Consider the following 24811-nt stretch of genomic DNA (forward strand, 5'->3'; position numbering starts at 1 on the left):
TCGACACCCGTGCCGGCTATCGAATCGTAAAGTTGGCCGCGTGGCAACCCCTCACGCAGAGTCCGCCGGACCGCGATCGAGTACCGCGCTGCTGACTGACAAGTACGAGTTGACGATGCTCGAGGCGGCCATCGCAGACGGCTCGGCGCGCCGCCCGTGCAGCTTCGAATTGTTCGCCCGGCGACTGCCCGACGGCCGGCGCTTCGGGGTGGTCGCAGGCATGGGCCGGATCCCCGACGCGTTGGCTCGATTCCGGTTCGGCGAGCCGGAACTCGCGATCGTGTCCCGGTTCCTGGATGCGACCACCGTCGCGTGGCTGCGGGACTTCCGGTTCTCGGGTGACATCGACGGCTACCGCGAAGGCGAGCTGTACTTCCCGGGTTCCCCGATCCTTTCGGTGCGGGGCACCTTCGCCGAATGCGTTCTGCTCGAGACCCTGATGTTGTCAATCCTCAACCACGACAGCGCGATCGCGTCCGCGGCCGCCCGCATGGTGGTCGCGGCGGGCGGCCGACGGCTGATCGAGATGGGGTCGCGGCGGGCACACGAGGAATCCGCCGTGGCGTGTGCGCGCGCTGCCTATCTCGCCGGGTTCGACGCGACGTCGAATCTCGAAGCGGTGCGCACCCACGGAATCCCCGGCGCGGGTACCAGTGCCCACGCGTTCACGCTGCTGCACACCACCGACGGCGCCGCGAACGAGGAGGCCGCATTCCGTGCCCTGGTCGCAGCGCTCGGCGTGGAAACGACGCTTCTGGTCGACACCTACGACATCACACGGGGCGTCGAGAACGCCATCGCCGCGGCCGGAACCGGTCTGGCGGGTGTGCGGATCGACTCGGGTGACCTGGGGGTGCTCGCGCGGCAGGTCCGGAACCAACTCGACGGACTCGGCGCCACGGGCACCCGCATCGTGGTCTCCGGCGATCTGGACGAGTACGCCATTGCGGCGCTTCGGGCCGAACCGGTCGACGCTTACGGGGTCGGAACCGCCCTGGTGACCGGGTCGGGCGCACCCACCGCGGGCATGGTCTACAAGCTCGTCGAGGTCGACGGTGTCCCGGTGGAGAAGCGCAGCAGCCACAAGCACTCCCTGGGCGGTACCAAGCGCGCGATTCGGCTCAGTCGCTCGTCGGGCACGATCGTCGAGGAGGTGCTCTACCGGGCGAACGAACCCGCACCCGATACCGGCGACTTCGAGTCTCGGGACCTGCTGATTCCGATCGTGCGCGGCGGCGAGACCGTCGACGACCTGCCCACACTCGAGGACAGCCGCACCCTGCTCGCCCGCAACCTCGTGAGCCTTCCGTGGGAGGGGCTCAAACTCTCGCACGGCGACCCCGCCGTCCCGACCCGTTACGCTGGAAAGGGGTGGTTATGACCGGACGAGCATTGATTGTCGTCGACGTCCAGAACGATTTCTGCGAAGGCGGAGCCCTTGCGGTCGCCGGCGGAGCCACGGTGGCCTCCGATGTCAACGACCTGCTCTCGGGTCGCGGGTATTCGGCGATCGTCGCCACCCGCGACCACCACATCGATCCCGGCCCGCACTTTTCCGAAAGCCCAAACTATGTGGACAGCTGGCCGCCGCACTGCCGGGTCGGAACGCCGGGGGTCGAGTTCCATCCCGCGCTCCAGACCGAACCATTCGACGAAGTGTTCTCGAAGGGCGAGTACAGCGCTGCATACTCTGGTTTCGAAGGCGTGTCCCCGTCGGGCGACTCGCTGGCCGACTGGCTGCACCGACACGATATCGACGCGGTCGACGTGGTCGGCATCGCCACGGATCACTGCGTGCGCGCAACCGCGCTGGACGCGGCCACGGAGGGGTTCCGCACGCGTGTGCTCCTCTCGTTCACCGCAGGGGTGTCCCCGAACACCGTGGCAGCCGCCCTGACCGAACTCGACGCGGCCGGTGTCGAACTGGTGGGGCAGGTCACCAGCCACGACTGACGGACCCGGGCAGTAGCCTGTTCCGGTGCCCGAGCCTGAGCTGCCGAACGTTCCCGAACTGTTGAAACTCGCGGTCCGCTCCCTCGGCGGCAAAGAGCGCCGGAACCAGTTGACGATGGCGTCCGCGGTCGCCCACTCGATCGAGACGGGCGAACACCTTGCGGTGCAGGCCGGTACCGGCACCGGCAAGTCGCTCGCCTACCTCGTTCCCAGCGCGCGCCACGCCATACAGTCCGGGCGCACCGTCGTCGTCTCGACCGCGACGATCGCGCTGCAGCGACAGCTCGTCGACCGGGACATGCCACGTCTAGCGGACGCCCTGGCTCCTGCACTCGGGCGCCGCCCGCATTTCGCAATCCTCAAGGGTCGCAACAACTATCTGTGCATGAACAAGATCCACACCGGCATGGCTCGAGACGATCCACCGGAGGAGGAACTGTTCGACGCGTTCGCGGTCTCCCGGCTGGGCCGAGAGGTGCAGCGCCTGACCAAGTGGTCCTCCGACACCGAAACCGGCGACCGCGACGACCTCGTTCCCGGTGTCAGTGATCAGGCGTGGCGGCAGGTGAGTGTCAGCGCCCGCGAATGCCTCGGCAAGTCCCGATGCCCCGTCGGTGAGGACTGCTTCGCAGAACGCGCCCGCGCGGAGGCTGCACAGGTCGACGTGGTGGTGACCAACCACGCGATGCTAGCGATCGACGCGATCTCGGGGATCGCGGTGCTGCCGGAACACGACGTCGTGGTGGTCGACGAAGCTCACGAACTCGTCGATCGGGTCACCGGCGTCGCCACGGCGGAGTTGGCGGCGTCGGCGATCAGCGCCGCGGCCCGCCGCTGCGTCAAACTCGTCGGGGAACGTGACGTCGATCGTCTCCAAGCGGCCTCGGAGGGGTGGGCGGATCTGCTCGAGCAGATGCCGGCCGGCCGTTGGGAAGCGCTGCCCGACGGGGTCGGGTCGGCGCTGGCCGCTGTCCGGGACGCTGCCTGGAGTTTGCGCACCGCGATCGGGCCATCGAAGCCGGGAATGGCCTCCGCCGACCCGGAGGCGGCCGCCGCCCGCAACGCCGCCCTGTCGGCGGTCGAGGACGTCCACGACAGCGCCGTCCGCGTCCTCACCGCGTTCGACGAGCCCGATCCGGCGAAACGCAAGGACGTCGTGTGGTTGTCGATCGAGGACAACCGCGGGCAGGTCCGCCGGGTGGTGCGGATGGCGCCGCTGTCGGTGGGAGGCCTGCTCCGGTCCAGCCTGTTCGCCGAGTCGACGGTGGTCCTGACGTCGGCAACGCTGACGGTCGGCGGTTCGTTCGATGGACTTGCAGCGAACTGGGGTCTGCCGCCGGAGTCGTCGTCGCGCAGCGACACCGCGACCGCGACGGGCAAGGAGGCCCCTTCGGACGCGAGCTCACTGCACTGGAATTCGCTCGACGTCGGCTCGCCGTTCGACCACGCCAAATCCGGCATCATGTACGTCGCCCGGCACCTGCCACCACCCGGTCGAGACGGCCTGTCCCCCGCATTCCTCGACGAAATCGCCGAGTTGGTGACCGCGGCGGGTGGGCGCACGCTCGGGTTGTTCTCGTCGATGCGGGCTGCGAAGGCCGCGGCCGAGGCGATGCGAGAACGCCTGGACGTGCCGATCGTCTGTCAGGGCGACGACGCGACCGGCACCCTGGTACGCCAGTTCACCGAGGACGAGCCGACGACGCTGTTCGGCACGCTGTCGCTGTGGCAGGGCGTCGACGTACCGGGCCCTTCCCTGAGCCTGGTGATCCTCGACCGGATCCCCTTCCCGCGCCCCGACGACCCACTGCTGGTGGCCCGTCAGCGTGCGGTCGACTCACGCGGCGGCAATGGCTTCCTGGCCGTCGCCGCGAACCATGCAGCACTGCTCCTCGCGCAGGGGGTGGGCCGACTGCTGCGCAGCGTCGACGACAAGGGTGTGGTCGCGGTCCTTGATTCGCGCCTGGCCACTGCCCGGTACGGGGGTTACCTTCGTGCCTCGCTCCCACCGTTCTGGGAGACCACCGATCCCACGGTGGTGCGGCAGGCGCTCGCCCGGATCTCAGCGTCTCGTCCACCCTCCTGATCCCGCGAGAGTTCGAACCTGGTCGCCCGCGACCGTGAAACCTGGTCGCCCGCGACCGTGAAACCTGGTCGCCCACGAACGTGAAACCTGGTCGCCCACGAACGTGAAACCTGGTCGCTACCGTCGCGGCCGACCTATGCTCGGGCGATGGACTCGGTGATCTCGGTTCACGGACTCACCAAACACTTCGGCGACGTCCGCGCCCTCGACGGCCTCGATCTCGAGGTGGGCCAGGGTGAGGTCCACGGCTTCCTGGGTCCCAACGGGTCCGGGAAGTCCACGACGATCCGTGTGCTGCTCGGCCTGCTGCGCGCGGACGGAGGCGACGTCTCCGTTCTCGGGGCGGACCCGTGGCGTGACGCGGTGAGCCTGCACCGACACCTCGCGTACGTGCCGGGCGACGTGAATCTTTGGCCAAACCTCACCGGTGGTGAGGCGATAGATCTGTTCGGCCGACTCCACGGCGGCCTCGACGACGGGCGCCGCCGGGAGCTGATGGAACGGTTCGAACTCGACCCGACGCGCAAGGGCCGCACCTACTCGAAGGGAAACCGGCAAAAGGTCGCACTCGTCGCAGCGCTGGCCGCGGACGCCCAGCTGCTGATTCTCGACGAGCCGACGTCGGGCCTGGACCCGCTGATGGAAGCCGTGTTCCAGCAATGCATCGGCGAGGCGGCCAGTGATGGCCGCACAGTCCTGCTGTCGAGCCACATCCTCGCCGAGGTCGAGTCGCTGTGCCAGGTGGTGACCATCATCCGCGCCGGCCGGACGGTGCAGAGCGGCACGCTGCGAGAACTCCGACACCTGACCCGCACGACGGTCTCCGCGACCACGCGCAAGTCCCCGGACGGGCTCGCATCGGTACCGGGGGTGCACAACCTGCAGGTCGTCGACGACGGAGACTCCGGCGCGAGCAACCACATCACCTTCGCCGTCGACTCCGAACAGGTCGACTCGGTCATGTCGATGCTCGCGGACCTCGGTGTCCTCACGATCACCGCACATCCCCCGACGCTCGCGGACCTGTTCCTGCGTGAGTACAGCGACCAGTTCGACTCGCTGGGCATCGAGCGCTGATGACGACGCAGGTCGAGCGGACGCAGCAGGTCACGCGGCCCGCCGATGCGTCTACGACGGATCCGCTCGCCGGCACGTGGACGCTGACCCGGCTGGCGTTGCGGGTCGACCGCATCCGCCTACCCGCATGGGTGATCGGGGTCGGCGGATCGACGGTGCTGTTGGCATCGAGCTACGGGACGCTCTATCCCACGGTCGAGTCTCGGCAGGCGCGCGCCGCGCTCATCGAGTCGCCGGCCGCGACTGCCCTGGCCGGTCCCGGCTACGGGCTGTCGGACTACACGCTCGGCGCGATGGTCGCGAACGAGATCGCCGGGATCACGATGGCTGCGGTCGCGATCATGTCTGTGCTGCTCGTGACGCTGCATCTGCGAACGGAGGAGGAAACCGGGCGTGCGGAGATGCTGCGCGCGGGCGTGGTGGGGCGATTCGCGCCGATCACATCGGGGTTGGCGGTGGTGCTGCTCGCCAACCTCCTGATAAGCCTCGTGCTCGGACTGGGTCTGTCGGCCGTTGGGCTACCGGCGCTCGGATCGTGGAACCTCGCCGCGTCGGTCTTCATGGTCGGGTTGGTCTTCGGTGCGACATCTGCACTGTTCTCCCAGGTGACCGAACATGCCCGCACGGCCAGTGGTCTGGGCCTGGTGGCAGTCGCCGTCGCGTACCTGCTTCGTGCGGTAGGCGACGTCCGCGCGAAGGAGAGCGGCAGCACCTTTTCATGGCTGTCACCGATCGGGTGGGGGCAGGCCACCCGTGCGTACGTCGACGAACGCTGGTGGCCGCTGCTGCTGGGCCTGGCCGCGGTCGTCGTCGGTGTCGTGCTCGCTTACCTACTGGTGGGTCGGCGCGATGTCGGCGCGGGTCTGATCGCGCCACGCGGTGGCCGGCCCCGCGCCAGCCGAGCACTGGCCGGGATCACCACACTGACACTGCGCCTGCAGCGCAATCAGATCGTGGCGTGGGGTCTCGGCGTCGTCGTGTGGGCCGTTCCGATCGGTGCGCTCGGGGAGCAGGTCGCGGAGTTCGTCGACCAGGATCCGCGTCTGGCAGAGCTGTTGCCGGGCGGGGAAGGCAACGCCACCCAGGGCGCGTTTGCGCTGTACCTGGTGATCTTGATGGTCATGGCGTGCATGTACGCCCTCACGGCCATCCAATCTGCTCGCAACGAGGAGACGGCCGGCCGTGCCGAGGATGTTCTGTCCAGGCCGGTGTCACGGTGGCGGTGGCTCGGAGCGCAACTTGTGGTGCTCACGATCGTGACGGTGCTCATCGTCCTGGCCACGGGCATCGTCATGGGCATCACCGCCGCCGTGACCCTGGACGACGGGTCCATGTTCGGCCGACTCGTCGGCGCCGCCGCCAATGGGCTGCCCGCGACCCTTTCCGTGGTCGGCCTGACCGCGGCCGTGTACGCGTGGTTTCCACGACTGCTGGCGGTGGTGTGGGCGTATCTCGGCTACATGCTGGTGATCGGGATGTTCCTCGAGGTTCTGCCCGACTGGACTGGGTGGGCGTCGCCGTTCCACCTGACACCCAACATGCCGGCCGACGAGTTCAACGCCGCGCCACTGATCGTGCTGCTCGTCGTGGCGGTGGCGTTCTACGCGCTCGCGCTGGTCGGTTTCCGACGCCGCGACGTCCCGTCCTAGACGTACGGTGCCGCGACGAGGCCGAACTCGGCGTCGTTGGCGAGCAGTCCGTGGTGCGGCAGGACCCTGACCGTGTAGCCGACCGACCCGGACACCGGAAGCGGGGTGGTGGCGGTGAAGATCTCCCCCAGGCCGTCGCTGCCCGAGTGCGCCATCGACACCGCCGTCACGTCGGTGAGATCCTCATTGGGACCGACCCGACCCAACACCGCCTGCACGACGACGTCCTCCGGCGTGAGCCCGCCGAGCTGGACGAATGCCCGCAGCGACAGGGCGGCGCCGATCTCGGGGGTGTCGGGGAGCCCGGCGCTGTCGACCTCCATCACCTGGACGGCCGGCCATGCCGCCTCCACACGCCGCCGGTACTCGGCCAATTCCCGCGCGCCGGAGAAGTCGTCAGGCAGCAGACCCCGGGCCGCAGCAGCAGCGGGCGCATAGTACTCGACCGAATAGTCGCGCACCATGCGCGATGCGAGCACCTTGGGGCCGAGGCTCTCCAAGGTATGCCGCACCATTTCGACCCAGCGCGTGGGCAGGCCGGTGTCGTCGCGGTCGTAGAACCGCGGTAGCACCGACCGCTCGAGCAGTTCGTACAGGGCGGTCGCCTCCAGGTCATCGCGGCGGGCCTCGTCGGCGACACCGTCCGCAGTCGGGATAGCCCAGCCGTTGTCGCCGTCGAACATCTCGTCCCACCATCCGTCGCGGATCGACAGATTGAGGCCTCCGTTGAGCGCCGACTTCATGCCGGATGTCCCGCACGCCTCGAGCGGTCGCAGTGGGTTATTGAGCCACACGTCGCATCCCCAGTACAGGTACTGGGCCATCGACATGTCGTAGTCCGGCAAAAAGACGATCCGGTGCCGGACGTCGTGCTGGTCGGCGAACCGGACCACCTGCTGGATCAGTGCCTTGCCCCCGTCGTCGGCGGGATGGCTCTTGCCGGCGACCACCAACTGCACCGGCCGCGTCTCGTCGAGCAGCAGAGCCTTCAACCGCTCGGGGTCGCGCAGCATGAGGGTCAGCCGCTTGTAGGTGGGGACGCGGCGCGCGAAGCCGACGGTCAGAACGGATGGGTCGAACACCTCGGCGGTCCATCCGAGCTCCGCCTCCGTGGCGCCGCGTTCGAGCCACGACGCCCGGATCCTTCGGCGCACCTCGGTGACCAGTCGGCCGCGCAGCGTGTTCCGGGTGGCCCAGAGTTCGGTCGGATCGACCTCCCGCAACCGTTCCCAGCCTCGAGCCTCCTCGAGCAGTTCGGGGCCAACCAGTCGCCGCGCGAGGTCCATCCATTCGCGGGCCGCCCACGTCGGGGCGTGGACCCCGTTGGTGACCGAGCCGATCGGAACGTCGGCTGCGTCGAACCCTGGCCAGAGTGATTGGAACATCGCGCGGCTGACCTCGCCGTGCAGCTTGGAGACACCGTTGGCGCGCTGACTCAGACTCAAGCCCATGTGCGCCATGTTGAAAACGCCGGGTTCGTTCTCGGCACCGAGGGCGAGGATTCGGTCGACGGCGAGACCGGGCAGCAATGTCGACTCGTGCTCACCCTCGTTGCCGCCGAAGTAGCGGCGGATCAGATCGTCCGGGAATCGGTCGATGCCCGCCGGCACCGGGGTATGGGTGGTGAAAACCGTGCCCGCACGTACCGCGGCGAGGGCCGTATCGAAGTCCAAACCGGTGCTTGTGATCAGTTCCCGGATGCGTTCGAGGCCGAGGAACCCGGCATGGCCCTCGTTCGTGTGGAACACCTCCGGGTCCGCCAGCCCGTGCGCGCGGGTGTAGGCGCGTACCGCTCGGACACCGCCGATGCCGGCGAGGATCTCCTGCTTGATCCGGTGGTCCTGGTCGCCGCCGTAGAGCCGGTCGGTCACCGCGCGCAGGTCGGGGTCGTTTTCGGCGATGTCGGAGTCGAGCAGCAGCAGCGGAACCCGTCCCACTTGCGCAATCCACACCCGGGCGCGCAGGATCCGGCCGCCCGGCATCGCCACGTGGACCAGGACGGGGGCACCGGGTCCGCCGTCACCGGTGCTCTCGGTGAGCAGCCGCAGCGGCAACCCCTGTGGGTCGTGTGCCGGGTAGTGCTCGGCCTGCCAGCCGTCCTCGGTGAGTGACTGCCGGAAGTAGCCCGACCGATACAGCAGCCCGACACCGATCAGCGGCAGCCCCAGGTCAGACGCGGCCTTGAGGTGGTCGCCGGCGAGGATGCCGAGGCCGCCGGAGTAGTTCGGAAGCACCTCGGTGACGCCGAACTCCATCGAGAAGTACGCGATACCAGTGGCCAGTGGAGCGCCCCGGTCCAGTTGATTCTGGTACCAGCGAGGACGGGTCAGGTAGTCGTCGAGGTCCGCGGCGGCGCGGTCGAGATCGGCCAGGAACACCGGATCGACCGCGAGGTCGTCGAGGCGGCCCGGGTCGACCTCGCCGAGTATGCGGACCGGGTCGTGGCGTACCTGTGTCCACAGCTCGGGGTCGATCGCCGCGAACAGGTCGTGCGTGGGTGAATGCCAGGACCATCGCAGATTTGTCGACAGCGGCTCCAGCGCCGCGAGGCGCTCGGGGAGGTGGGCTCGGACGGTAAACCGACGCAGGGCTTTCACGTGGCGAAGACTACCGACATTCGGGCCCTATGACTCGCCGAGCGGCGGCGCCCGAGTCGGTGGTCCTCAATCCCGCCAGGCGACGAGGAACTCGTACCAAGGCCCACCGAGGTGCGTCGCGGAGGAGGCGGTGGGTGTGCCGTCGGGCGAGTACACCCACCCCGACACCGCCATCCCGGGGTCCGCACGGACGAAATAGACCGCGTTGTCCGAGCGCTGTCTCACGGAGCGGAAGTCGAAGCGGCCGATCTCGACGTTCGAACGCGACCGCTCAGGTGAGGCAAGGACGTCGAGCGCGACGCGTTCGAACTCCGGGCGCATGTCGTCGAAGCTCGGCGGTGGAAGCAAGAGCGCTGAGGCCGCCGCAGCAGCTACAACAGTCGGCGCGGCCATGATCCACCATGTCCACCGCCTGTCCTGGCCGACGAAGTGCAGCGTGCGGATCGCCCACACGGTGCCGGCCACAATGAGGACCAGCAGAGCCGTCCCGCCGAAGAGGAGCGGATCGGCCCACGCCATGTCCCCGAATCGCGACGGCCACCAGTCGTAGTGAAGGCAAACCAGGACGATCACGGCGACGCCGGTGATTGCGGTGAGAATCCGACCTGGTGGTTTGTTGTCCGAGACGATGTCCCCGGGCTCGACCTGCCGCTCCCCCATGTCGCCACCATATCGGTGGTCCACGGCGGCCGTACCCAGGGAGTACCGGCGCGGCGCGGGTCGCTGAACTACCGTTGATCCATCACCGTCGCCCCCTGTCCTTGGACGGTGGGAGCCCGAAGGGAGTGCGCGTGCCAGGTCGCCTCGCCATCGACGACGTGCTGCCCTCGATCGACGGGGGCCGCTTCCCGGCCAAGGCCGTCGTCGGTGAGGTGTTTCCCGTGTCCGCGAGCGTGTGGCGCGAGGGCCACGAGGCGGTCGCGGCGACACTCGTCGTCGAGGGTCCCGAGGGCGTGCTGCGGATCCCCATGTATCCCGGCCCGCTGCACGATGTCTTCCACGCGACCTTCACCCCCACGAGTGTCGGCACCTGGACGTACGCGATCGAAGCGTGGGGTGATCCTATTCAGACATGGCGCAGCGCGATCGAGGCGAAACTCGCTGTCGGGCAGGGCCCCGCAGAACTCGCCAACGATCTCGAGGTGGGCGCGCGGCTGTTCGACCGTGCCGCCGCGGTCGATGACGCACACGACGGTGACCGGCTTCGCACGGTGTCGGCCGCCCTGCGATCGGATCGGCAGCTGCCGGTGCGTGTCGCTCCCGCCTTCTCGGCCGAGGTCGCGGAGATCCTGCGGACCCGGCCGCTGCAGGAACTGGTGACCGCGTCGCGCACGTACGATGTCGTCGTCGATCGCCGACGAGCACTCTTCGGTTCCTGGTACGAGTTCTTCCCCCGATCCACTGGTGGGTGGGACGAGCACGGCGTCCCACGGCACGGCACGTTCGAAACGGCCACCGAGGACCTCCCGCGCATCGCCGCGATGGGGTTCGACGTCGTGTACCTGCCGCCGATCCACCCGATCGGTGAGATCAACCGCAAGGGCCCCAACAACTCTCTGACCGCCGGCCCCGACGACGTCGGGTCTCCGTGGGCGATCGGGTCTGCCGATGGCGGTCACGACGCCGTCGACCCCCGACTCGGTACCCAGGCCGACTTCGAAGCATTCGTCGCCGACGCCGCACGTCTCGGACTCGAGGTCGCTCTCGACCTCGCACTGCAGTGCGCACCCGATCACCCCTGGCCACGCGAGCATCCCGAGTGGTTCACGCAACTACCGGACAAGACGATCGCGTTCGCGGAGAATCCGCCCAAGAAGTACCAGGACATCTATCCGATCAACTTCGATCTCGACCCCGCCGGGATCCGCGACGAGGTGCTGCGCGTCGTCCGACACTGGGTTGGCGCGGGCGTCAAGATATTCCGGGTCGACAACCCCCACACCAAGCCGCCGGACCTGTGGGAATGGCTGATCGGCGAGGTCAAGAAGACCGACCCGGACGTGCTGTTCCTCTCCGAGGCCTTCACCCGTCCCGCGCGGCTCTACGGGCTCGCCAAGCGCGGCTTCACGCAGTCGTACACGTACTTCACGTGGCGGGTGCACAAGTGGGAACTGACCCAGTTCGGCGTCGAGATCGCGGCCAAGGCCGACGAGGCCCGCCCGAACCTCTTCGTGAACACGCCGGACATCCTCCACGAGAGCCTCCAACACGGCGGACCCGGAATGTTCGCGCTGCGGGCGGCGCTCGCAGCCACGCTTTCGCCCACCTGGGGGGTCTACTCGGGCTACGAGCTGTTCGAGCACGTCGCCGTCCGGCCTGGTAGCGAGGAGTACCTGGACTCGGAGAAGTATCAGCTACGTCCGCGCGACTACGCCGGAGCCCGCTCCCGCGGCGAGTCACTCGAACCGTGGCTCGCGACGCTCAACCGGATCCGCCGCGCCCACCCCGCGCTGCAGCAGCTGCGGAACCTGCACTTCCACCACATCGACAACGACGCCCTCATCGCCTACTCGAAATTCGACCCGGTCACCGGCGACGCGGTTCTCACTGTCGTCAACCTCGATCCATTCGGGGCACAGCAGGGCTTCATCTCCCTCGACATGCCGGCGATCGGACGGGACTGGCACGACCACTTGTCCGTCCACGACCGGGTCAGCGGCGAACAGTACGAGTGGGGGCAGCACAACTTTGTTCGGCTCGAGCCCTGGCGGGCGAGCGCCCACATCCTCGCGCTTCCGCCCGTTCCGCTCGAAGCGCGCCGACGCCTCGCTGATCGGGAGCACAGTCCGTGACGCCCAGAGCCGCTGTGTGCCCGCCCGACCCACTCGATCTGACACTGCTCGCGCAAGGCACCCATCACGACCCGCACGCGGTGCTCGGTGCGCACGCCCGACCCGACGGTACGGTGATCCGCGCCCTGCGCCCGGGTGCGGAGTCCGTGTCGGCTCGGATCGGAGACCGGGACTACCCACTGCACCGCGTTGCGCACGACGTCTTCAGCGCCCTGATCCCACTGCACGACCTGATGGACTATCGCCTCGTCGTGAACTACCCGGGCGACCACGTCGTCGTCACCGCGGACGGCTACCGCTTCCTCCCCACCCTGGGCGAGTTGGACCTACACCTGTTCGGCGAGGGCCGGCACGAACAACTCTGGGAGGTTCTCGGCGCCCATACGCGGACATACGAGACCCCGGACGGCGCCGTGCGGGGCACCTCGTTCGCGGTGTGGGCGCCCTCCGCGCGCGGGGTAACCGTGCTGGGCGAGTTCGATCTGTGGGGAGGACGCACCTTCCCCCTACGGGTACTCGGGAGCACCGGCGTGTGGGAGGTATTCGTCCCGGACGTCGGCGTGGGCGAGATGTACAAGTTCCGCATCCACGGCCGCGACGGCAACGTTCGCGACAAGGCCGATCCAATGGCGTTTGCGACCGAGACGCCCCCCGCGACCGCGTCGGTCGTGGCCGAATCGACCCATCAGTGGACCGACGACGAATGGATCACGGCTCGCAGTGGTCTCGAACCATGCCGTGGACCGATGAGCGTGTACGAGGTTCACCTCGGCTCATGGCGTCCCGGTCTGGGCTACATCGAACTGGCCGAGGAACTGAGCCGGTACGTCATCGAAGCCGGCTTCACCCACGTCGAACTGCTGCCGGTCGCCGAGCACCCGTACGGGGGGTCGTGGGGCTACCAGGTGACCTCGTACTACGCCCCCACGGCTCGATTCGGCACCCCCGACGACTTCCGATCCTTCGTGGACCGCCTGCACCGCTCCGGCATCGGCGTCATCATCGACTGGGTGCCCGCGCACTTCCCCAAGGACGAGTGGGCGCTGGCCAGATTCGACGGCACACCCCTGTACGAGCACGCCCATCCACACCGCGGCGAGCAACTCGATTGGGGCACTTACGTCTTCGACTACGGGCGCCGGGAGGTACGAAACTTCCTGGTGGCGAACGCGCTGTTCTGGTTCGACGAGTTCCACGTGGACGGACTGCGGGTCGACGCCGTCGCGTCCATGCTGTACCTCGACTACTCGCGGCCGTCCGACCAATGGACGCCGAACGTCCATGGCGGACGGGAGAACCTCGAGGCCGTCGCCTTCCTGCAGGAGATGAACGCGACCGTGCACAAACTCCACCGCGGGGTCGTCACGATCGCCGAGGAGTCGACGGCCTGGCCGGGGGTGACTCGGGGCACGAACGTCGGCGGTCTCGGGTTCACGATGAAGTGGAATATGGGCTGGATGCACGACACGCTCGGCTACTTGCGGCGCGACCCGATCCACCGCAGCTTCCACCACAACGAGGTCACCTTCTCGTTGATGTACGCGTGGAGCGAGAACTACCTGTTGCCGATCAGCCACGACGAGGTCGTACACGGCAAGGGGACGCTGTGGTCGCGCATGCCCGGCGACGACCACGCGAAGGCGGCGGGAGTGCGCGTGCTGCTCGCCTACATGTGGGCCCATCCAGGCAAGCAACTGCTGTTCATGGGTCAGGAGTTCGGGCAGAGCACCGAATGGTCCGAGGAACACGGCCTGGACTGGCAGGAACTCGAAGACCCCGCGACCGGCGAGTTGCACCGCGGCATCAGACAACTCGTGTGTGCGCTCAACAGCGCCTACAGGGCCAGCCCCACGCTGTGGACGCTGGACACCTCCCCCGGCGGCTACTCGTGGATCGACGCGAACGACACCGAGAACAACGTCCTCAGCTTCCTCCGATTCGGCAGCGACGGCTCACTCGTCGCGTGCCTGTTCAACTTCTCCGGCGCAACGCATTCGAGCTACCGGGTGGGCCTGCCCGAACCGGGCACGTGGTCTGAGATCCTTAACACCGAGGCGCGTGATTTCGGGGGGTCGGGGATGGGGAACTTCGGTGGGGTGACGGCGACCGAGCACCCTTGGCACGGTCGCCCGGCCTCGGCCGAGGTCACGCTTCCGGCCAGCTCAGCGATCTGGATGAGGTGGGATGGGTGAAGAGGATGGTGCGGTGACGGGGCTGGATCGGTGACAGCTGGATCGGTGACGGGGCGAACCCGCTTGCTCGGAATGCTGGCGTTCCTGGTCGTTGTCGCCGTCACGGGCTGCGCGGTGACGACCGATGGTCGCGCGGTATCGATCTACGAAGACCCCTTCGCCGTCGCCGGGATGCCCGCACAGGGTGGCCCGACCGGCCCCCGTGCAGGGGTAGCGGATTCGACGCGGGCCATCGAGGGCACCGACGGCGGCCCCATCGACATCCTTGCGGCCAATGCGATCACCGACATCGAAACCTACTGGGCTCGCGAATACCCGGCCGTCTTCAGGGGCAGCTTCTACCCGGTGGCCGGACTCTTATCCTGGGATCCCGACGACGACGGACCCTCGTTCTGCGGCACGAAGACCGACATCAACGCTGCGTACTGCACCGCCGAGGACCGGATCGGCTGGGACCGTGCCTATCTGCTGCCGAGCCTGGTCAACGCCTTCGGCCCGATGGCCGTGGTCATGGTGCTCGCGCACGAGTACGGACACGCGATCGGACAGAAGGCCGGCCTCGTCGGTGCGGACGATCCCGGGATCGTGTTCGAGCAGCAGGCCGACTGCTTCTCGGGAGCGTTCCTCCGACACGTCGCCGAGGACGACGCCGCGCACTTCACGCTCAACACATCGGACGGCCTGAATTCCGTTCTGGCAGCGACGGTGTCGGTGCGTGACACCGACCCCAGCGACCCCCGGTCGAGCCACGGTTCGGCATTCGAGCGGGTCACCGCGGTGCAGATCGGCTTCACTGACGGGCCCGCCGCGTGCGCCCGTATCGACGCCGACGAGATCCAGTCCCGCCGCGCCGATCTGCCCCAGCGCTTCCACATTCGAGGTGACGACGGCGAACTGCCGGTGACCGCGGAGTCGGTGGCGGCGATCTTCGAATCTTTCGAGACCGTCTTCGCTCTCGCGGACCCCCCGAGTCTCGACCTCAGCGGAGTCGATGCCGCCTGTCCGGACGCCGAACCGACGGAGCCGGTCTCGTTCTGCCCGGCCACCAACACAATCGGCGTCGATCTTCCAGCCCTTGCCGAACGCGGACAGTCGAACACCGGAGACGACCAGGGGAAGATCTTCAGCGCCGACGTCACCGGCGACTACAGCGCCTACGTGCTCGTTGCCTCCCGCTATACCCTCGCGGTGCAGAGGGACTCCGGCATGTCACTGTCCGGTCCGAAAGCTGCCCTCCGGGCAGCGTGCCTGTCCGGCGCCGTCACCGCGGCTCTGAGTCCGGAGAACGCGCGAGCGGACGACGTTGCGGGCCCGGTGTGGCTCTCCCCCGGCGACCTCGACGAGGCCATCTCCGGGTTGCTGTCCGACGGGTTGGCCGCGAGCGACGTCGACGGCAACACGGTGCCGAGCGGGTTCTCGCGGGTCGACGCGTTCCGAACCGGCGTCCTCGGAGGCCAGCAGGAATGCGACGGACGCTACCGCTGACCCATCGGTCACAGCCCGCTTCGTCAGCCCAAGCGGTCAGCCCGCTTCGTCAGCCCAAGCGGTCAGCCCGCTTCGTCAGCGCAGTCGGTCAGGACAGTCGGTCAGTACAAGGCCGAGGCGAGCTTGCGGCGGGCCGCGACCACGACCGGCTCGGCGGGGTCGAACAGCTCGAACAGCTCGAGCAGGTGCGTGCGGACCCGGGTCCGATCATCGCCGGCCGTCTGCCGAACGAGAGCTACCAGCCGGTCGAAGGCGGCCTCAGGGCGCTGCGCGTACAGCTCCGCGTCGGCGGCTGCGAATTGAGCCTCGATCGCGTCCGGACGTGCATCGGCCGCTTCGATGGCATCACTCGGCAGACCGTCAGCGCGAGCGAGGAACTTGACCTGCCGCAACGCCGCCTGCGCCTGGGCATTGCCCGGCTCAGAGTTGAGAATGAGGTTGTAGGCGGCCTCGGCGCCGGCGTAGTCGCCCTTTTCGAGAGCATCCTCTGCCGCCACGAAGCGGGGATCCTCAGGCTCGGGCTCCGGTTCACCGCCCGAGGGCGGCCCCGCAAGTTTGCCCCTGACGGCCTCCTGCAGGGCGGCGATCCACTGGCGCAGTTGCGGCTCGGGTTGGGCCCCTGCGAAGTCAGCGAGCGGCTGACCAGCGGCGATCGCGACGACAGTCGGCACAGACTGGACACCGAAGGCCTGCGCGATGCCCGGGTTGGCATCGACGTCAACCTTCGCGAGGACCCAGTTGCCACCACCCTCATGCGCGAGCTTTTCGAGCAAGGGGGACAGCTGCTTGCAGGGTTCGCACCAGGTGGCCCACAGATCGACGACGACGAGGACCTGCATCGACCGCTCGAGCACCTCGGCCTGGAAGGTGGCCTCGGTGACGTCGATGACCGGCGCCAGACCGGTGCTGCTCCCAGGTTCGACCTCGGCGGCGGAAGTCGCCGCCGTCGCGGCGGGAGGTTGCGCGGCGCGCTCCTTGAGGCCGGACAGGTCGACGGCTCCAGACATGGCCGCGGCGATTGCAGGGGATGGACGAGATCCAGGTCGAGTCACGGTTTCAGTTTGTCATGAACGCTCGGCGCGCAGCCATTCCAGTCCACCGCCCGCACCTGTCAGGCCGGCGCGGGCTCGGCGTCCCGACGCGGTGCCGTCGACAGTTCGCCGAGGCGGCCCGTTCGGACAGCCCAGCGTTCGAACCAGATGGTCATGAACGGCGGAACACTGGAGACCATCGCGAGGGCGAGGGTCTTGAAGTCCCACTTCAGCGCGCGCGCTGTGAACAGGGCGACGGCAATGTAGAGCATGAACCCGGCCACGCCGTGGACCATGCCCGGGATCTTGACTGCCTCCTCATGGCCGAGGACCCATTTGAAGAACATGGCGATCAGCAGGGCCACCCATGTCACTGCCTCCCAGAGGGCAACTAGGCGCAACCGCTTCGCGGCAGTGGACACGTCGAGAATGTTAGCCATGGGCGACATTGTGCACGAACGGCCCCGACCCTCCCGCAACCGAGACCGATCGCACAGTCCCGGCTGGGAGGTGTCGTAGGGCCGTGGCGTCGGATCGCCGTGGGACCGTGAACTACTTCTTCGGCACCCTGACGATCAGGGCGTCCCCCTGTCCCCCGCCGCCGCATAGTGCGGCCGCGCCGACGCCGCCGCCGCGGCGCTGGAGCTCGAGAACCAGGTGCAATGCGATGCGTGCACCGGACATGCCGAGCGGGTGACCGATTGCGATGGCGCCGCCGTTGACGTTGACCTTGGCTGGGTCGATGCCCAGCTCGCGGGTCGAGGCGATGCCGACAGCCGCGAATGCTTCGTTGATCTCTACCAGATCCAGGTCCTTCGGGGTGATGCCCTCACGCTCGCAGGCGCGGGCGATCGCGTGGGCCGGCTGCGCCTGCAGCGTCGAGTCGGGGCCGGCGACGACGCCGTGGGCCCCGATCTCCGCGATCCACTCGAGGCCCAACTCCTCGGCCTTGGCCTTGTTCATTACGACGACGGCGGCCGCACCGTCCGAGATCTGCGACGCGGTTCCCGCCGTGATCGTGCCGTCCTTCGAGAACGCCGGGCGAAGCTTCGCCAGGGTCTCGACCGTCGTGTCGGCCCGCACACCCTCATCGGTGTTCACGACGATCGGCTCACCGCGACGCTGCGGGATCGTGACGGGTACGACCTCGTCCGCGAACAGGCCGTCCTTCCACGCGCGTGCGGCGTTCTGGTGTGACGCGGCCGCGAACGAATCCTGGTCCTCACGCGTGATGCGCTGGTCGTCGCCCTGGTTGCGCTGGTCTGTGAGGTTACCCATCGGCTGATCGGTGAAGATGTCGTGCAGCCCGTCGTAGGCCATGTGGTCGCGCAGCGTGACGTCGCCGTACTTGAAACCTTCGCGGCTCTTCTCGAGCATGTGCGGCGCTCGCGTCATCGACTCCTGACCACCGGCGACGACCACGTCGAACTCGCCGGCACGGATCAGCTGGTCCGCCAGGGCGATGGCGTCGATGCCCGACAGGCACACCTTGTTCACGGTCAATGCGGGGACATCCATCGGAATGCCTGCGGCCACTGCCGCCTGACGGGCCGGTATCTGACCGGCGCCCGCGGTGAGAACCTGCCCCATGATGACGTATTCGACCTGTTCAGGCGCGACGCCGGTCTTCTCCAGCGCACCCTTGATCGCTACACCGCCGAGGTCGGAGCCCGAAAGGTCCTTCAGAGTTCCGAGCAGTCGTCCGACCGGGGTCCGAGCCCCGCCAACGATGACAGAAGTGGTCAAGATTCCTCCAGCGATCGATCCTGGTCCGAGTAGCGGCGGTGTGCCGTGACCCGGCGAGAACAACTCAAACGTTAGCGCTACCGTTTAATACATGACATCTTCGTCTACCAGCCCCGCCGCGAGCGGACTGTCCTCGCAGCTAGTGACCGCGATCGACCACGTCGGCATCGCGGTGCCGGATCTCGACGCCGCCGTCGCCTGGTACGGCAAGCACCTCGGCATGGTTTCCACCCATGAGGAGATCAACGAGGAACAGGGTGTCCGCGAGGCCATGCTCTCGGTGGCCGGTTCACCGGCGGGCGCCCCGGCGATCCAGCTCCTCGCCCCGCTGAACGAAAGCTCCACGATCGCGAAGTTCATCGATCGCAGCGGCCCCGGCCTGCAGCAGCTCGCCTGTCGCGTCATCGACATCGAGGCGATCAGCGAGCAACTGCGCGCCGACGGCGTCCGCCTCCTGTATGACGCACCGCGCCGTGGCACCGCTGGCTCCCGCATCAACTTCATCCACCCCAAGGACGCGGGTGGTGTCCTGGTCGAACTGGTCGAACTGGCAGCCGACGGCGATCACTGACATCCGTCTTACGCAGCTGGCGCGGGGTGGGATCGATCTGAAGATGCCGGAGTTCACTCCGGGAGACTGAGCCTTTATCGTCCCCAGGTAGATTGGCAGCCATGGCCTCCGAGTACGACCACTCCGCATTCCAGCTTCCCTTCTCAATAGCGCGCAAAGGCTACGACCAGACCGAAGTGCGCCGACACTTCGAACGGCTCGACGCCGAGATCCGCCTTACCGCCACGGATCGTGATGCGGCTGCCGCACAGGCCCGCGAGCTCGCCAATCAACTCGAGGACGCGCGCGACGAAATCGATCAGCTGCGCCGCGATGTTGACCGGCTATCGGTTCCGCCCACCACTGCGGAAGGCATGAGCGAGCGCATCTCCCGAATGCTCCGACTCGCATCCGACGAGGCATCCGAGGTCCGGGCGAAGGCCGAGGCGGAAGCGGCGGAAATGGTCTCGGTGGCCGAGCAGGAGAGCGAGCGTCTCCGCAACCTGTACGAGTCGAAGGTGACCGATCTCGACGAGCGCCGCAGCGCCCACGAGCGCGAGCACGAACGGACTATGGAGACCGCACACGCGGAGGCCAAGCGTATCGTCGAGAACGCCCAGGCCGAACGCGACCGACTCACCGCAGAGGGTGAGGCCCAGCGAGCCCAGGTCCAGCAGGACTTCGAGGTCACGATGGCCGAGCGCCGCGCCAAGGCGAACGAGGAGGCCGAGACCCTCGAAAAGAACAGCAAGGCCGACGCCCATCGACGAGTTTCCGAGGCCAGCCAGGAAGCCGAGGCCCTCGAAAAGAGCAGCAAGGCCGAGGCCCATCGACGAGTTTCCGAGGCCAGCCAGGAAGCCGAGGCCCTCGAAAAGAGCAGCAAGGCCGAGGCCCATCGACGGCTTTCCGAGGCCAGCCAGGAAGCCGAGCGCCGTCTTCGGGTGGCAACCGAGCAGTCCGAGCGCAAGATCGTGCACGCCAAAGAACTCGCCGAGGAACTACGTGTACTGCGCAGCCGAGTCCTGGCGCAGCTCCTCGGTATTCGCGGCCAACTCGATTCGGTGCCCGCGATGCTCGCGTCCGTCAATCGTGAAGCGGACCTGCTCGGCAGCGCCGGGACTTCAGCGGGAACCGACGACCGCGTCCCCGACGCCACGAGCACTCCAGACGAATCGGGCGACGAGCAGGTCACTGCTGCCCACGCCTGAGCTAGGACCAGCGTCGATTCGGCCCACGTGTATGGCGGCCGGCCCAGCACCCGCTGTGCCAGTGTCGGCGGTCATCGGCTCCGCCGGAGTCCGATGGCCACGCCACTACGTGGGCCACCCCGGGGCGCACGTCCTGGTCGCATCCGGGACACCTGTACGTCTTCGTGGCGCGAGCACCCGGGATCTGGCGGACCATGTACCGCTCATCCGTGTAACCCGCGGGACCGGATTCCTCACGGGCCAGACCGTTTCCGACTAGATTGCCACCGGCGCCGGCCTCGGAACGACGGCTGGGCTTCCGGGGCTGGTTTCGGCGCGGCACCTCTTTAGTCTAGGTGCCCGTCGAGATCTGGCTGGCGGGCACACCGCGGGTCAGAACAGGCGGAACTCGGTGCTCTCGGCGCCCCGCAGCGCTTCGTAGTCGAGGACCAGGCACCGGATGCCGCGATCCGTGGCAAGAGTTCTCGCCTGCGGCTTGATCTGCTGGGCGGCGAAGACGCCGGTCACGGGCGCGAGCAGGGGATCCCGGTTGAGCAGTTCGAGATAGCGGGTGAGCTGTTCGACGCCGTCGATTTCCCCGCGTCGCTTGATCTCGACCGCGACCGTCGCCCCGTCTGCGTTGCGGCACAGCAGATCAACGGGCCCGATCGCCGTCATGTACTCCCGACGAATCAACGTGTAGCCGTCACCAAGTGTCTCGACGTGTTCCGCGAGCAGCTCTTGCAGATGCGCCTCGACACCGTCCTTCACCAGGCCGGGGTCGACGCCGAGCTCGTGACTGGAGTCGTGCTCGATCTCCTCGATCGTGATCCTCAGTTCCTCGCCCGCCTTGTTGGTGACGACCCACAGTGGCTGACCACCACCGTCCTCCCCCGCACCATCCGAGGTCTCGACGAGCCAGCACGGCGGACTCATCCAGTTCAACGGCTTGTACGCACGGTCGTCGGCATGAATACTCACCGAGCCGTCCGCCTTGATCAGAAGAAGGCGACGCGCCATCGGCAGGTGGGAGGTCAGGCGACCGACATAGTCGACACGGCAGCGAGCAATGACAAGACGCACCCGCACCACCCTAGTGGATCGCGGTGCTAGTCCTAACCTTCATCGTCCCGGTGTCGAGATGCTCGATGCGCGCGGTCGCACGCCTTCGGTGACGCCCCCCGGCGACACGCCGCAACGGCTCGCCGCACACATCTAGACATCACCCTGATGTGCAAGGTTCGCCGCGACCGCAGACTCCCCGAGTTACGGTGAGAACCTATGAGCGACGACAGCAAACGTGCTGAACGTCTCCCGCGCGCGGCGATCAGCCGCCGCGGCGTCCTCCTGGGTCTGGCCGCACTCGGAGGGATCGCCGCAGCGAATGTCGGCGGGTTCCTGTATTTGGGAGGCTGGCTGACACCCGGCGCTTTGACACCTTGGCGATTCGTCGATCGGTTCGAGCAGGTCTTCGGAAAACACGACGGGTTCCGGCGAAATCACGCCAAGGGGTTGAGTGCCTCTGGATACTTCACCAGCAACGGGGCCGGCACCGACGTGTCCAAAGCCGAGGTCTTTCGACCGGGCCGGATTCCGGTGACCGGACGGTTTTCGCTATCGGGCGGCTTACCCGACGCAACCGATGCGAACGCCACCATTCGAGGTCTGGGGTTGCTCTTCTCATTGCCGAATGGGGAGCAGTGGCGCACAGCGATGGTCAACATCCCGGTCTTCCTCGACAGCACCCCGGAAGGCTTCTTCGAGCGACTGCTCGCATCCCAGGTGGATCCGGACACCGGACAGCCTGATCCGGAGAAGATGGCGGCGTTCCTGGCCAGGCACCCGGAGACCGCTGCGGCGATGGAAATCGTCCGGCAGACACCGCCCAGCTCCGGATTCGACAACAGCACTTTCCACGGGCTCAATGCCTTCAATTTCACCAACAGTTCTGGGGTCACTGTTCCAGTGCGTTGGATGGTCGTCCCCGAGCAAGCCTTCGAGCCGGCTAGCTCCCCACAACCGCCCGGCAGGGACTATCTCTTCGACGCGCTGATTCGCTCGGTCGCGAACACGCCGCTGCGCTGGCGCTTGATTCTCACCATCGGCCAACCGGGAGACCCGACCAACGACGCCACCAAACCATGGCCTGATGGTCGGCGCACGATCGACGTCGGCACACTTACGATCGATTCGGTACAGACCGAGGAGCCGGGTAACGCCCGAGACATCAACTTCGACCCACTCATCCTGCCGGACGGCATCGCACGGTCGGACGATCCGCTGCTCAGCGCACGGTCAGCGGTTTATGCGAGGTCGTTCCTGCGCAGGTCCCGTGAACCCAAGCAGCCCAGTGAAGTAAATGTCACGGAGGTGCTCGGTGAACGATAAGCCGACCGGCCGTACCCCGCAGTTCGCCCTCCCGTCCCGACTGCTGCATTGGGCCATGGCTGTCATGGTCATCGCCCAGCTCTTCATCGGCGTCACGATGGTGGCCTCCCTCGCCAACTACAACCTGCTGCTGGCCATCCACCGACCGCTGGGGATCACGATCCTGATCTTCGTCATTGTCCGCATCGTGAACCGCCTGTTGCACAAGCCGCCTCCGTTCTTGGCCACGATGCGGCCTTGGGAGCGTCGCGTGGCGACGCGATCGGAACAGCTGCTCTATGCCCTGCTGGTCGTGCAACCGCTGGCCGGATGGGCGATGCTCTCGAGCGCAGGAGTCCCGATCGTGCTCTTCGGGCAACTACACCTTCCGCCGATCGCACCGCACAACACGAGCCTGTACCCAGTGCTTTGGTACTCCCACCTGACTTTCGCGTACCTACTGTTCGCGACCTTCACCGCTCACCTGTGCGCGATCTTGTTCCACACACTGGTGATTCGCGACCGTATCCTCGACCGTATGGCTATATGGCCCATCCGTGGCGCAAAGCCCGTGGCGGAGCCAACCGACCCGCCACCAGTCGAAACCAACTGATCCGCGATTGCGTATCCGACACACGATGGCAGTGCCGCTGTCCCGACAGATCGCGGACAATACCCCCTTCGTCGCCCTCGCGTTCGACGGATCCAGTTGACGTACTCCGTTGTCGGCCAAGCAGTTCTCGTCCCGAACTTGGAAGCTGCCGCCCGCTTCCGGCCGCAACATCGCGAGGTGCTCACGCGTACGCACTGACGATCGCGTCGCTCACCGCTCCTGGGTCGTCGAGGGGGACAAACGTTCTCGCGTTGGGGACCTCGATCAATTTCGAGTTGGGGAAAACAGCCTCCAGGCGCCTGGCGAGCCGCGGCGTAAAGAGCCGGTCACGCTGCCCCCACACGAGGACGACAGGCTTGTCGAACTTGTGAAGTCGAGTCGACACACCGACGAGATCGCTGACGCTGATTTGCCGTGCCAGTATCGCCAGATCACGGCAGATGCGAGGGTCGTTCCGGCACGGTTCGAACCAGGCTTCGGTGAGGTGCGCGTACTCGTCTGTGAGCAGGTCGTAGCCAAACGGCGAATGGCGAAACGGAAGCACGAGGCGCATCACGGTGAAGAGCGTTTTGATGGATATCGGACCGCGCATTAGTTCCAGACTCAGGGTGAAGGGAAACGGCGGAAATTTCTCGAAAGCGTCGCAATTGGCCAGAACCAAACGTCCGACGTGCTCTGGGTAATAGTCAATGACTACTTGGCACAGCCCACCGCCCGTATCGCTACCGACGAGGGTCACATCGGTCAAGTCCAGGGCATCCATGAAATCGCGGATGAGGGTCGCCAGGCCGGCAAAAGATAGTGTGACGGTGTCATCCACCGGGATGGTATGAGAACCCAACGGTAGGGTGGGCATAACGCAACGAAATCCACTGCGGGCCAACGTCTCTGCAACCTCTGCCCATAATCGGGAATCGACGCAGAGACCGTGGATGAACAGAATCGGCGGATACGTTGAGTCCTCAGGTCCCAAGACCTCATACTTGATTGTTGCCTGCGCTAGCGTGACTTGAGGCATGTCAGCCACTCTCCTACGAACACCTACCGGATGCGGTGTTCACCTCGATTGAGTCAGGCCGATCGGATCCCATGCCGGGGTGCCCCGACCCGGGCTGGTCCCCGATACCGAGTCCATCTGGAGTTAGAGCCAGGTTGTTGATGAACCGAATTCAGTTGATTTCACAGACGATGGGTTTGCAGACGGTGGGCAGTGGGTCTGCTTGCATTGCGGACGCTACTCGGCCGGGATGCCGTAGTCCAGAGGAGGTGAGGGTGGGGGTGGCTCAACCGGCGGGCAGGGCGATCCCTGGTCCGTCACCGTGTTGGGGTGTGGGTATGCCGAAGGCCCCCACCGTGTTTGGTGGGGGCCTTCGGGAACGGGTGTTCGGCGGTGTCCTACTCTCCCACACCCTGTCGGGTGCAGTACCATCGGCGCTGGAGGGCTTAGCTTCCGGGTTCGGAATGGGGCCGGGCGTTTCCCCTCCGC

The 24811-nt window shown here is 67.0% G+C and carries 20 protein-coding genes and 1 rRNA gene; 12 read left to right on the forward strand and 9 right to left on the reverse strand.

What is annotated here, in order from left to right; all coding sequences use genetic code 11:
* The first annotated feature begins 40 nt into the window (after positions 1-40).
* The 5 genes from EF834_RS11320 to EF834_RS11340 all read left to right on the forward strand — a co-directional run bounded on the left by EF834_RS11320 (position 41) and on the right by EF834_RS11340 (position 6765).
* Positions 41-1381, forward strand: coding sequence for a nicotinate phosphoribosyltransferase (locus EF834_RS11320; protein ID WP_127947274.1), 1341 nt, complete (start codon positions 41-43; stop codon positions 1379-1381).
* The gene (locus EF834_RS11325; protein ID WP_127947275.1) at positions 1378-1953 is read left to right on the forward strand and encodes an isochorismatase family protein; all 576 of its coding nucleotides are present in this window, start codon (positions 1378-1380) and stop codon (positions 1951-1953) included. The genes EF834_RS11320 and EF834_RS11325 overlap by 4 nt, the downstream gene beginning before the upstream one ends.
* Positions 1954-1978: 25 nt before the next feature.
* Complete coding sequence (locus EF834_RS11330) at positions 1979-4039, forward strand: ATP-dependent DNA helicase (protein ID WP_127947276.1); 2061 nt, start codon at positions 1979-1981, stop codon at positions 4037-4039.
* Positions 4040-4186: 147 nt separating this feature from the next.
* Positions 4187-5116 carry an ABC transporter ATP-binding protein gene (locus EF834_RS11335; RefSeq protein WP_127947277.1) on the forward strand — a complete coding sequence of 310 codons (930 nt, stop codon included), beginning with the start codon at positions 4187-4189 and terminating at the stop codon, positions 5114-5116.
* Complete coding sequence (locus EF834_RS11340) at positions 5116-6765, forward strand: ABC transporter permease (RefSeq protein ID WP_127947278.1); 1650 nt, start codon at positions 5116-5118, stop codon at positions 6763-6765. The genes EF834_RS11335 and EF834_RS11340 overlap by 1 nt, the downstream gene beginning before the upstream one ends.
* Here EF834_RS11340 and glgP read toward each other — a convergent pair.
* Together glgP and EF834_RS11350 are read right to left on the reverse strand one after the other, a co-directional pair.
* Entirely contained in the window at positions 6762-9362 is a 2601-nt protein-coding gene (gene glgP, locus EF834_RS11345) for an alpha-glucan family phosphorylase (protein WP_127947279.1), read from the reverse strand. The genes EF834_RS11340 and glgP overlap by 4 nt on opposite strands.
* Before the next feature lie 66 nt (positions 9363-9428).
* On the reverse strand, positions 9429-10022 hold the full coding sequence (locus EF834_RS11350; RefSeq protein WP_127947280.1) for a DUF1109 family protein: 594 nt from the start codon (positions 10020-10022) through the stop codon (positions 9429-9431).
* Positions 10023-10153: 131 nt separating this feature from the next.
* Here EF834_RS11350 and EF834_RS11355 point away from each other — a divergent pair, with 131 nt between their 5' ends.
* The 3 genes from EF834_RS11355 to EF834_RS11365 all read left to right on the forward strand — a co-directional run bounded on the left by EF834_RS11355 (position 10154) and on the right by EF834_RS11365 (position 15831).
* Positions 10154-12154 carry a maltotransferase domain-containing protein gene (locus tag EF834_RS11355; protein WP_127947281.1) on the forward strand — a complete coding sequence of 667 codons (2001 nt, stop codon included), beginning with the start codon at positions 10154-10156 and terminating at the stop codon, positions 12152-12154.
* Positions 12151-14346, forward strand: a complete 2196-nt coding sequence (gene glgB, locus EF834_RS11360; protein WP_127947282.1) for a 1,4-alpha-glucan branching protein GlgB — start codon at positions 12151-12153, stop codon at positions 14344-14346. The genes EF834_RS11355 and glgB overlap by 4 nt, the downstream gene beginning before the upstream one ends.
* Before the next feature lie 72 nt (positions 14347-14418).
* Positions 14419-15831 (forward strand): neutral zinc metallopeptidase, encoded by a 1413-nt coding sequence (locus EF834_RS11365; protein ID WP_127947368.1) that lies wholly within the window; start codon positions 14419-14421, stop codon positions 15829-15831.
* A gap of 101 nt (positions 15832-15932) precedes the next feature.
* Here EF834_RS11365 and EF834_RS11370 read toward each other — a convergent pair whose 3' ends face one another.
* The 3 genes from EF834_RS11370 to EF834_RS11380 all read right to left on the reverse strand — a co-directional run bounded on the left by EF834_RS11370 (position 15933) and on the right by EF834_RS11380 (position 18608).
* The gene (locus tag EF834_RS11370; RefSeq protein WP_127947283.1) at positions 15933-16838 is read right to left on the reverse strand and encodes a tetratricopeptide repeat protein; all 906 of its coding nucleotides are present in this window, start codon (positions 16836-16838) and stop codon (positions 15933-15935) included.
* 104 nt (positions 16839-16942) lie between these two features.
* The gene (locus EF834_RS11375; RefSeq protein ID WP_127947284.1) at positions 16943-17302 is read right to left on the reverse strand and encodes a DUF3817 domain-containing protein; all 360 of its coding nucleotides are present in this window, start codon (positions 17300-17302) and stop codon (positions 16943-16945) included.
* A gap of 112 nt (positions 17303-17414) precedes the next feature.
* Positions 17415-18608, reverse strand: a complete 1194-nt coding sequence (locus EF834_RS11380; RefSeq protein ID WP_127947285.1) for an acetyl-CoA C-acetyltransferase — start codon at positions 18606-18608, stop codon at positions 17415-17417.
* Positions 18609-18699: 91 nt separating this feature from the next.
* On the opposite strand from EF834_RS11380, the gene mce reads away from it, so the two are divergent.
* Both mce and EF834_RS11390 read left to right on the forward strand, forming a co-directional pair.
* Entirely contained in the window at positions 18700-19179 is a 480-nt protein-coding gene (gene mce / locus EF834_RS11385) for a methylmalonyl-CoA epimerase (protein ID WP_127947286.1), read from the forward strand.
* A 101-nt stretch (positions 19180-19280) separates the two neighbouring features.
* Positions 19281-20366: a coiled-coil domain-containing protein gene (locus tag EF834_RS11390; protein ID WP_235871111.1), complete on the forward strand. Its 1086-nt coding sequence runs from the start codon at positions 19281-19283 to the stop codon at positions 20364-20366.
* 1 nt (position 20367) lies between these two features.
* On the opposite strand, the gene EF834_RS18510 is transcribed toward EF834_RS11390, so the two are convergent.
* A complete protein-coding gene (locus tag EF834_RS18510) occupies positions 20368-20688 on the reverse strand; it encodes an ATP/GTP-binding protein (RefSeq protein WP_164874115.1) in 321 nt (106 codons plus the stop codon).
* Positions 20689-20738: 50 nt separating this feature from the next.
* Positions 20739-21428, reverse strand: a complete 690-nt coding sequence (gene nucS, locus EF834_RS11400) for an endonuclease NucS (RefSeq protein ID WP_127947287.1) — start codon at positions 21426-21428, stop codon at positions 20739-20741.
* A 198-nt stretch (positions 21429-21626) separates the two neighbouring features.
* On the opposite strand from nucS, the gene EF834_RS11405 reads away from it, so the two are divergent.
* Both EF834_RS11405 and EF834_RS11410 read left to right on the forward strand, forming a co-directional pair.
* Complete coding sequence (locus EF834_RS11405) at positions 21627-22733, forward strand: catalase family peroxidase (RefSeq protein WP_127947288.1); 1107 nt, start codon at positions 21627-21629, stop codon at positions 22731-22733.
* Positions 22734-22788: 55 nt separating this feature from the next.
* On the forward strand, positions 22789-23325 hold the full coding sequence (locus EF834_RS11410; protein WP_408014500.1) for a cytochrome b: 537 nt from the start codon (positions 22789-22791) through the stop codon (positions 23323-23325).
* Positions 23326-23506: 181 nt separating this feature from the next.
* Here EF834_RS11410 and EF834_RS11415 read toward each other — a convergent pair whose 3' ends face one another.
* On the reverse strand, positions 23507-24343 hold the full coding sequence (locus tag EF834_RS11415; protein WP_127947290.1) for an alpha/beta fold hydrolase: 837 nt from the start codon (positions 24341-24343) through the stop codon (positions 23507-23509).
* Positions 24344-24707: 364 nt separating this feature from the next.
* Positions 24708-24811 (reverse strand): 5S ribosomal RNA (gene rrf, locus EF834_RS11420); the annotation flags it as partial.

Origin of the sequence: Rhodococcus spongiicola (assembly GCF_004011835.1) — a bacterium.
Classification (GTDB): domain Bacteria; phylum Actinomycetota; class Actinomycetes; order Mycobacteriales; family Mycobacteriaceae; genus Prescottella; species Prescottella spongiicola.

Bases quoted from the DNA above. Each gene is read 5' to 3' on its own strand.
- EF834_RS11325 (WP_127947275.1), top strand. From the start codon at position 1,378: ATGACCGGACGAGCATTGATTGTCGTCGACGTCCAGAACGATTTCTGC.
- EF834_RS11335 (WP_127947277.1), top strand. From the start codon at position 4,187: ATGGACTCGGTGATCTCGGTTCACGGACTCACCAAACACTTCGGCGAC.
- EF834_RS11340 (WP_127947278.1), top strand. From the start codon at position 5,116: ATGACGACGCAGGTCGAGCGGACGCAGCAGGTCACGCGGCCCGCCGAT.
- EF834_RS11350 (WP_127947280.1), bottom strand. From the start codon at position 10,022: ATGGGGGAGCGGCAGGTCGAGCCCGGGGACATCGTCTCGGACAACAAA.
- EF834_RS11365 (WP_127947368.1), top strand. From the start codon at position 14,419: ATGCTGGCGTTCCTGGTCGTTGTCGCCGTCACGGGCTGCGCGGTGACG.
- EF834_RS11370 (WP_127947283.1), bottom strand. From the start codon at position 16,838: ATGTCTGGAGCCGTCGACCTGTCCGGCCTCAAGGAGCGCGCCGCGCAA.
- EF834_RS11375 (WP_127947284.1), bottom strand. From the start codon at position 17,302: ATGGCTAACATTCTCGACGTGTCCACTGCCGCGAAGCGGTTGCGCCTA.
- mce (WP_127947286.1), top strand. From the start codon at position 18,700: ATGACATCTTCGTCTACCAGCCCCGCCGCGAGCGGACTGTCCTCGCAG.
- EF834_RS11390 (WP_235871111.1), top strand. From the start codon at position 19,281: ATGGCCTCCGAGTACGACCACTCCGCATTCCAGCTTCCCTTCTCAATA.
- EF834_RS11405 (WP_127947288.1), top strand. From the start codon at position 21,627: ATGAGCGACGACAGCAAACGTGCTGAACGTCTCCCGCGCGCGGCGATC.
- EF834_RS11410 (WP_408014500.1), top strand. From the start codon at position 22,789: ATGGCTGTCATGGTCATCGCCCAGCTCTTCATCGGCGTCACGATGGTG.
- EF834_RS11415 (WP_127947290.1), bottom strand. From the start codon at position 24,343: ATGCCTCAAGTCACGCTAGCGCAGGCAACAATCAAGTATGAGGTCTTG.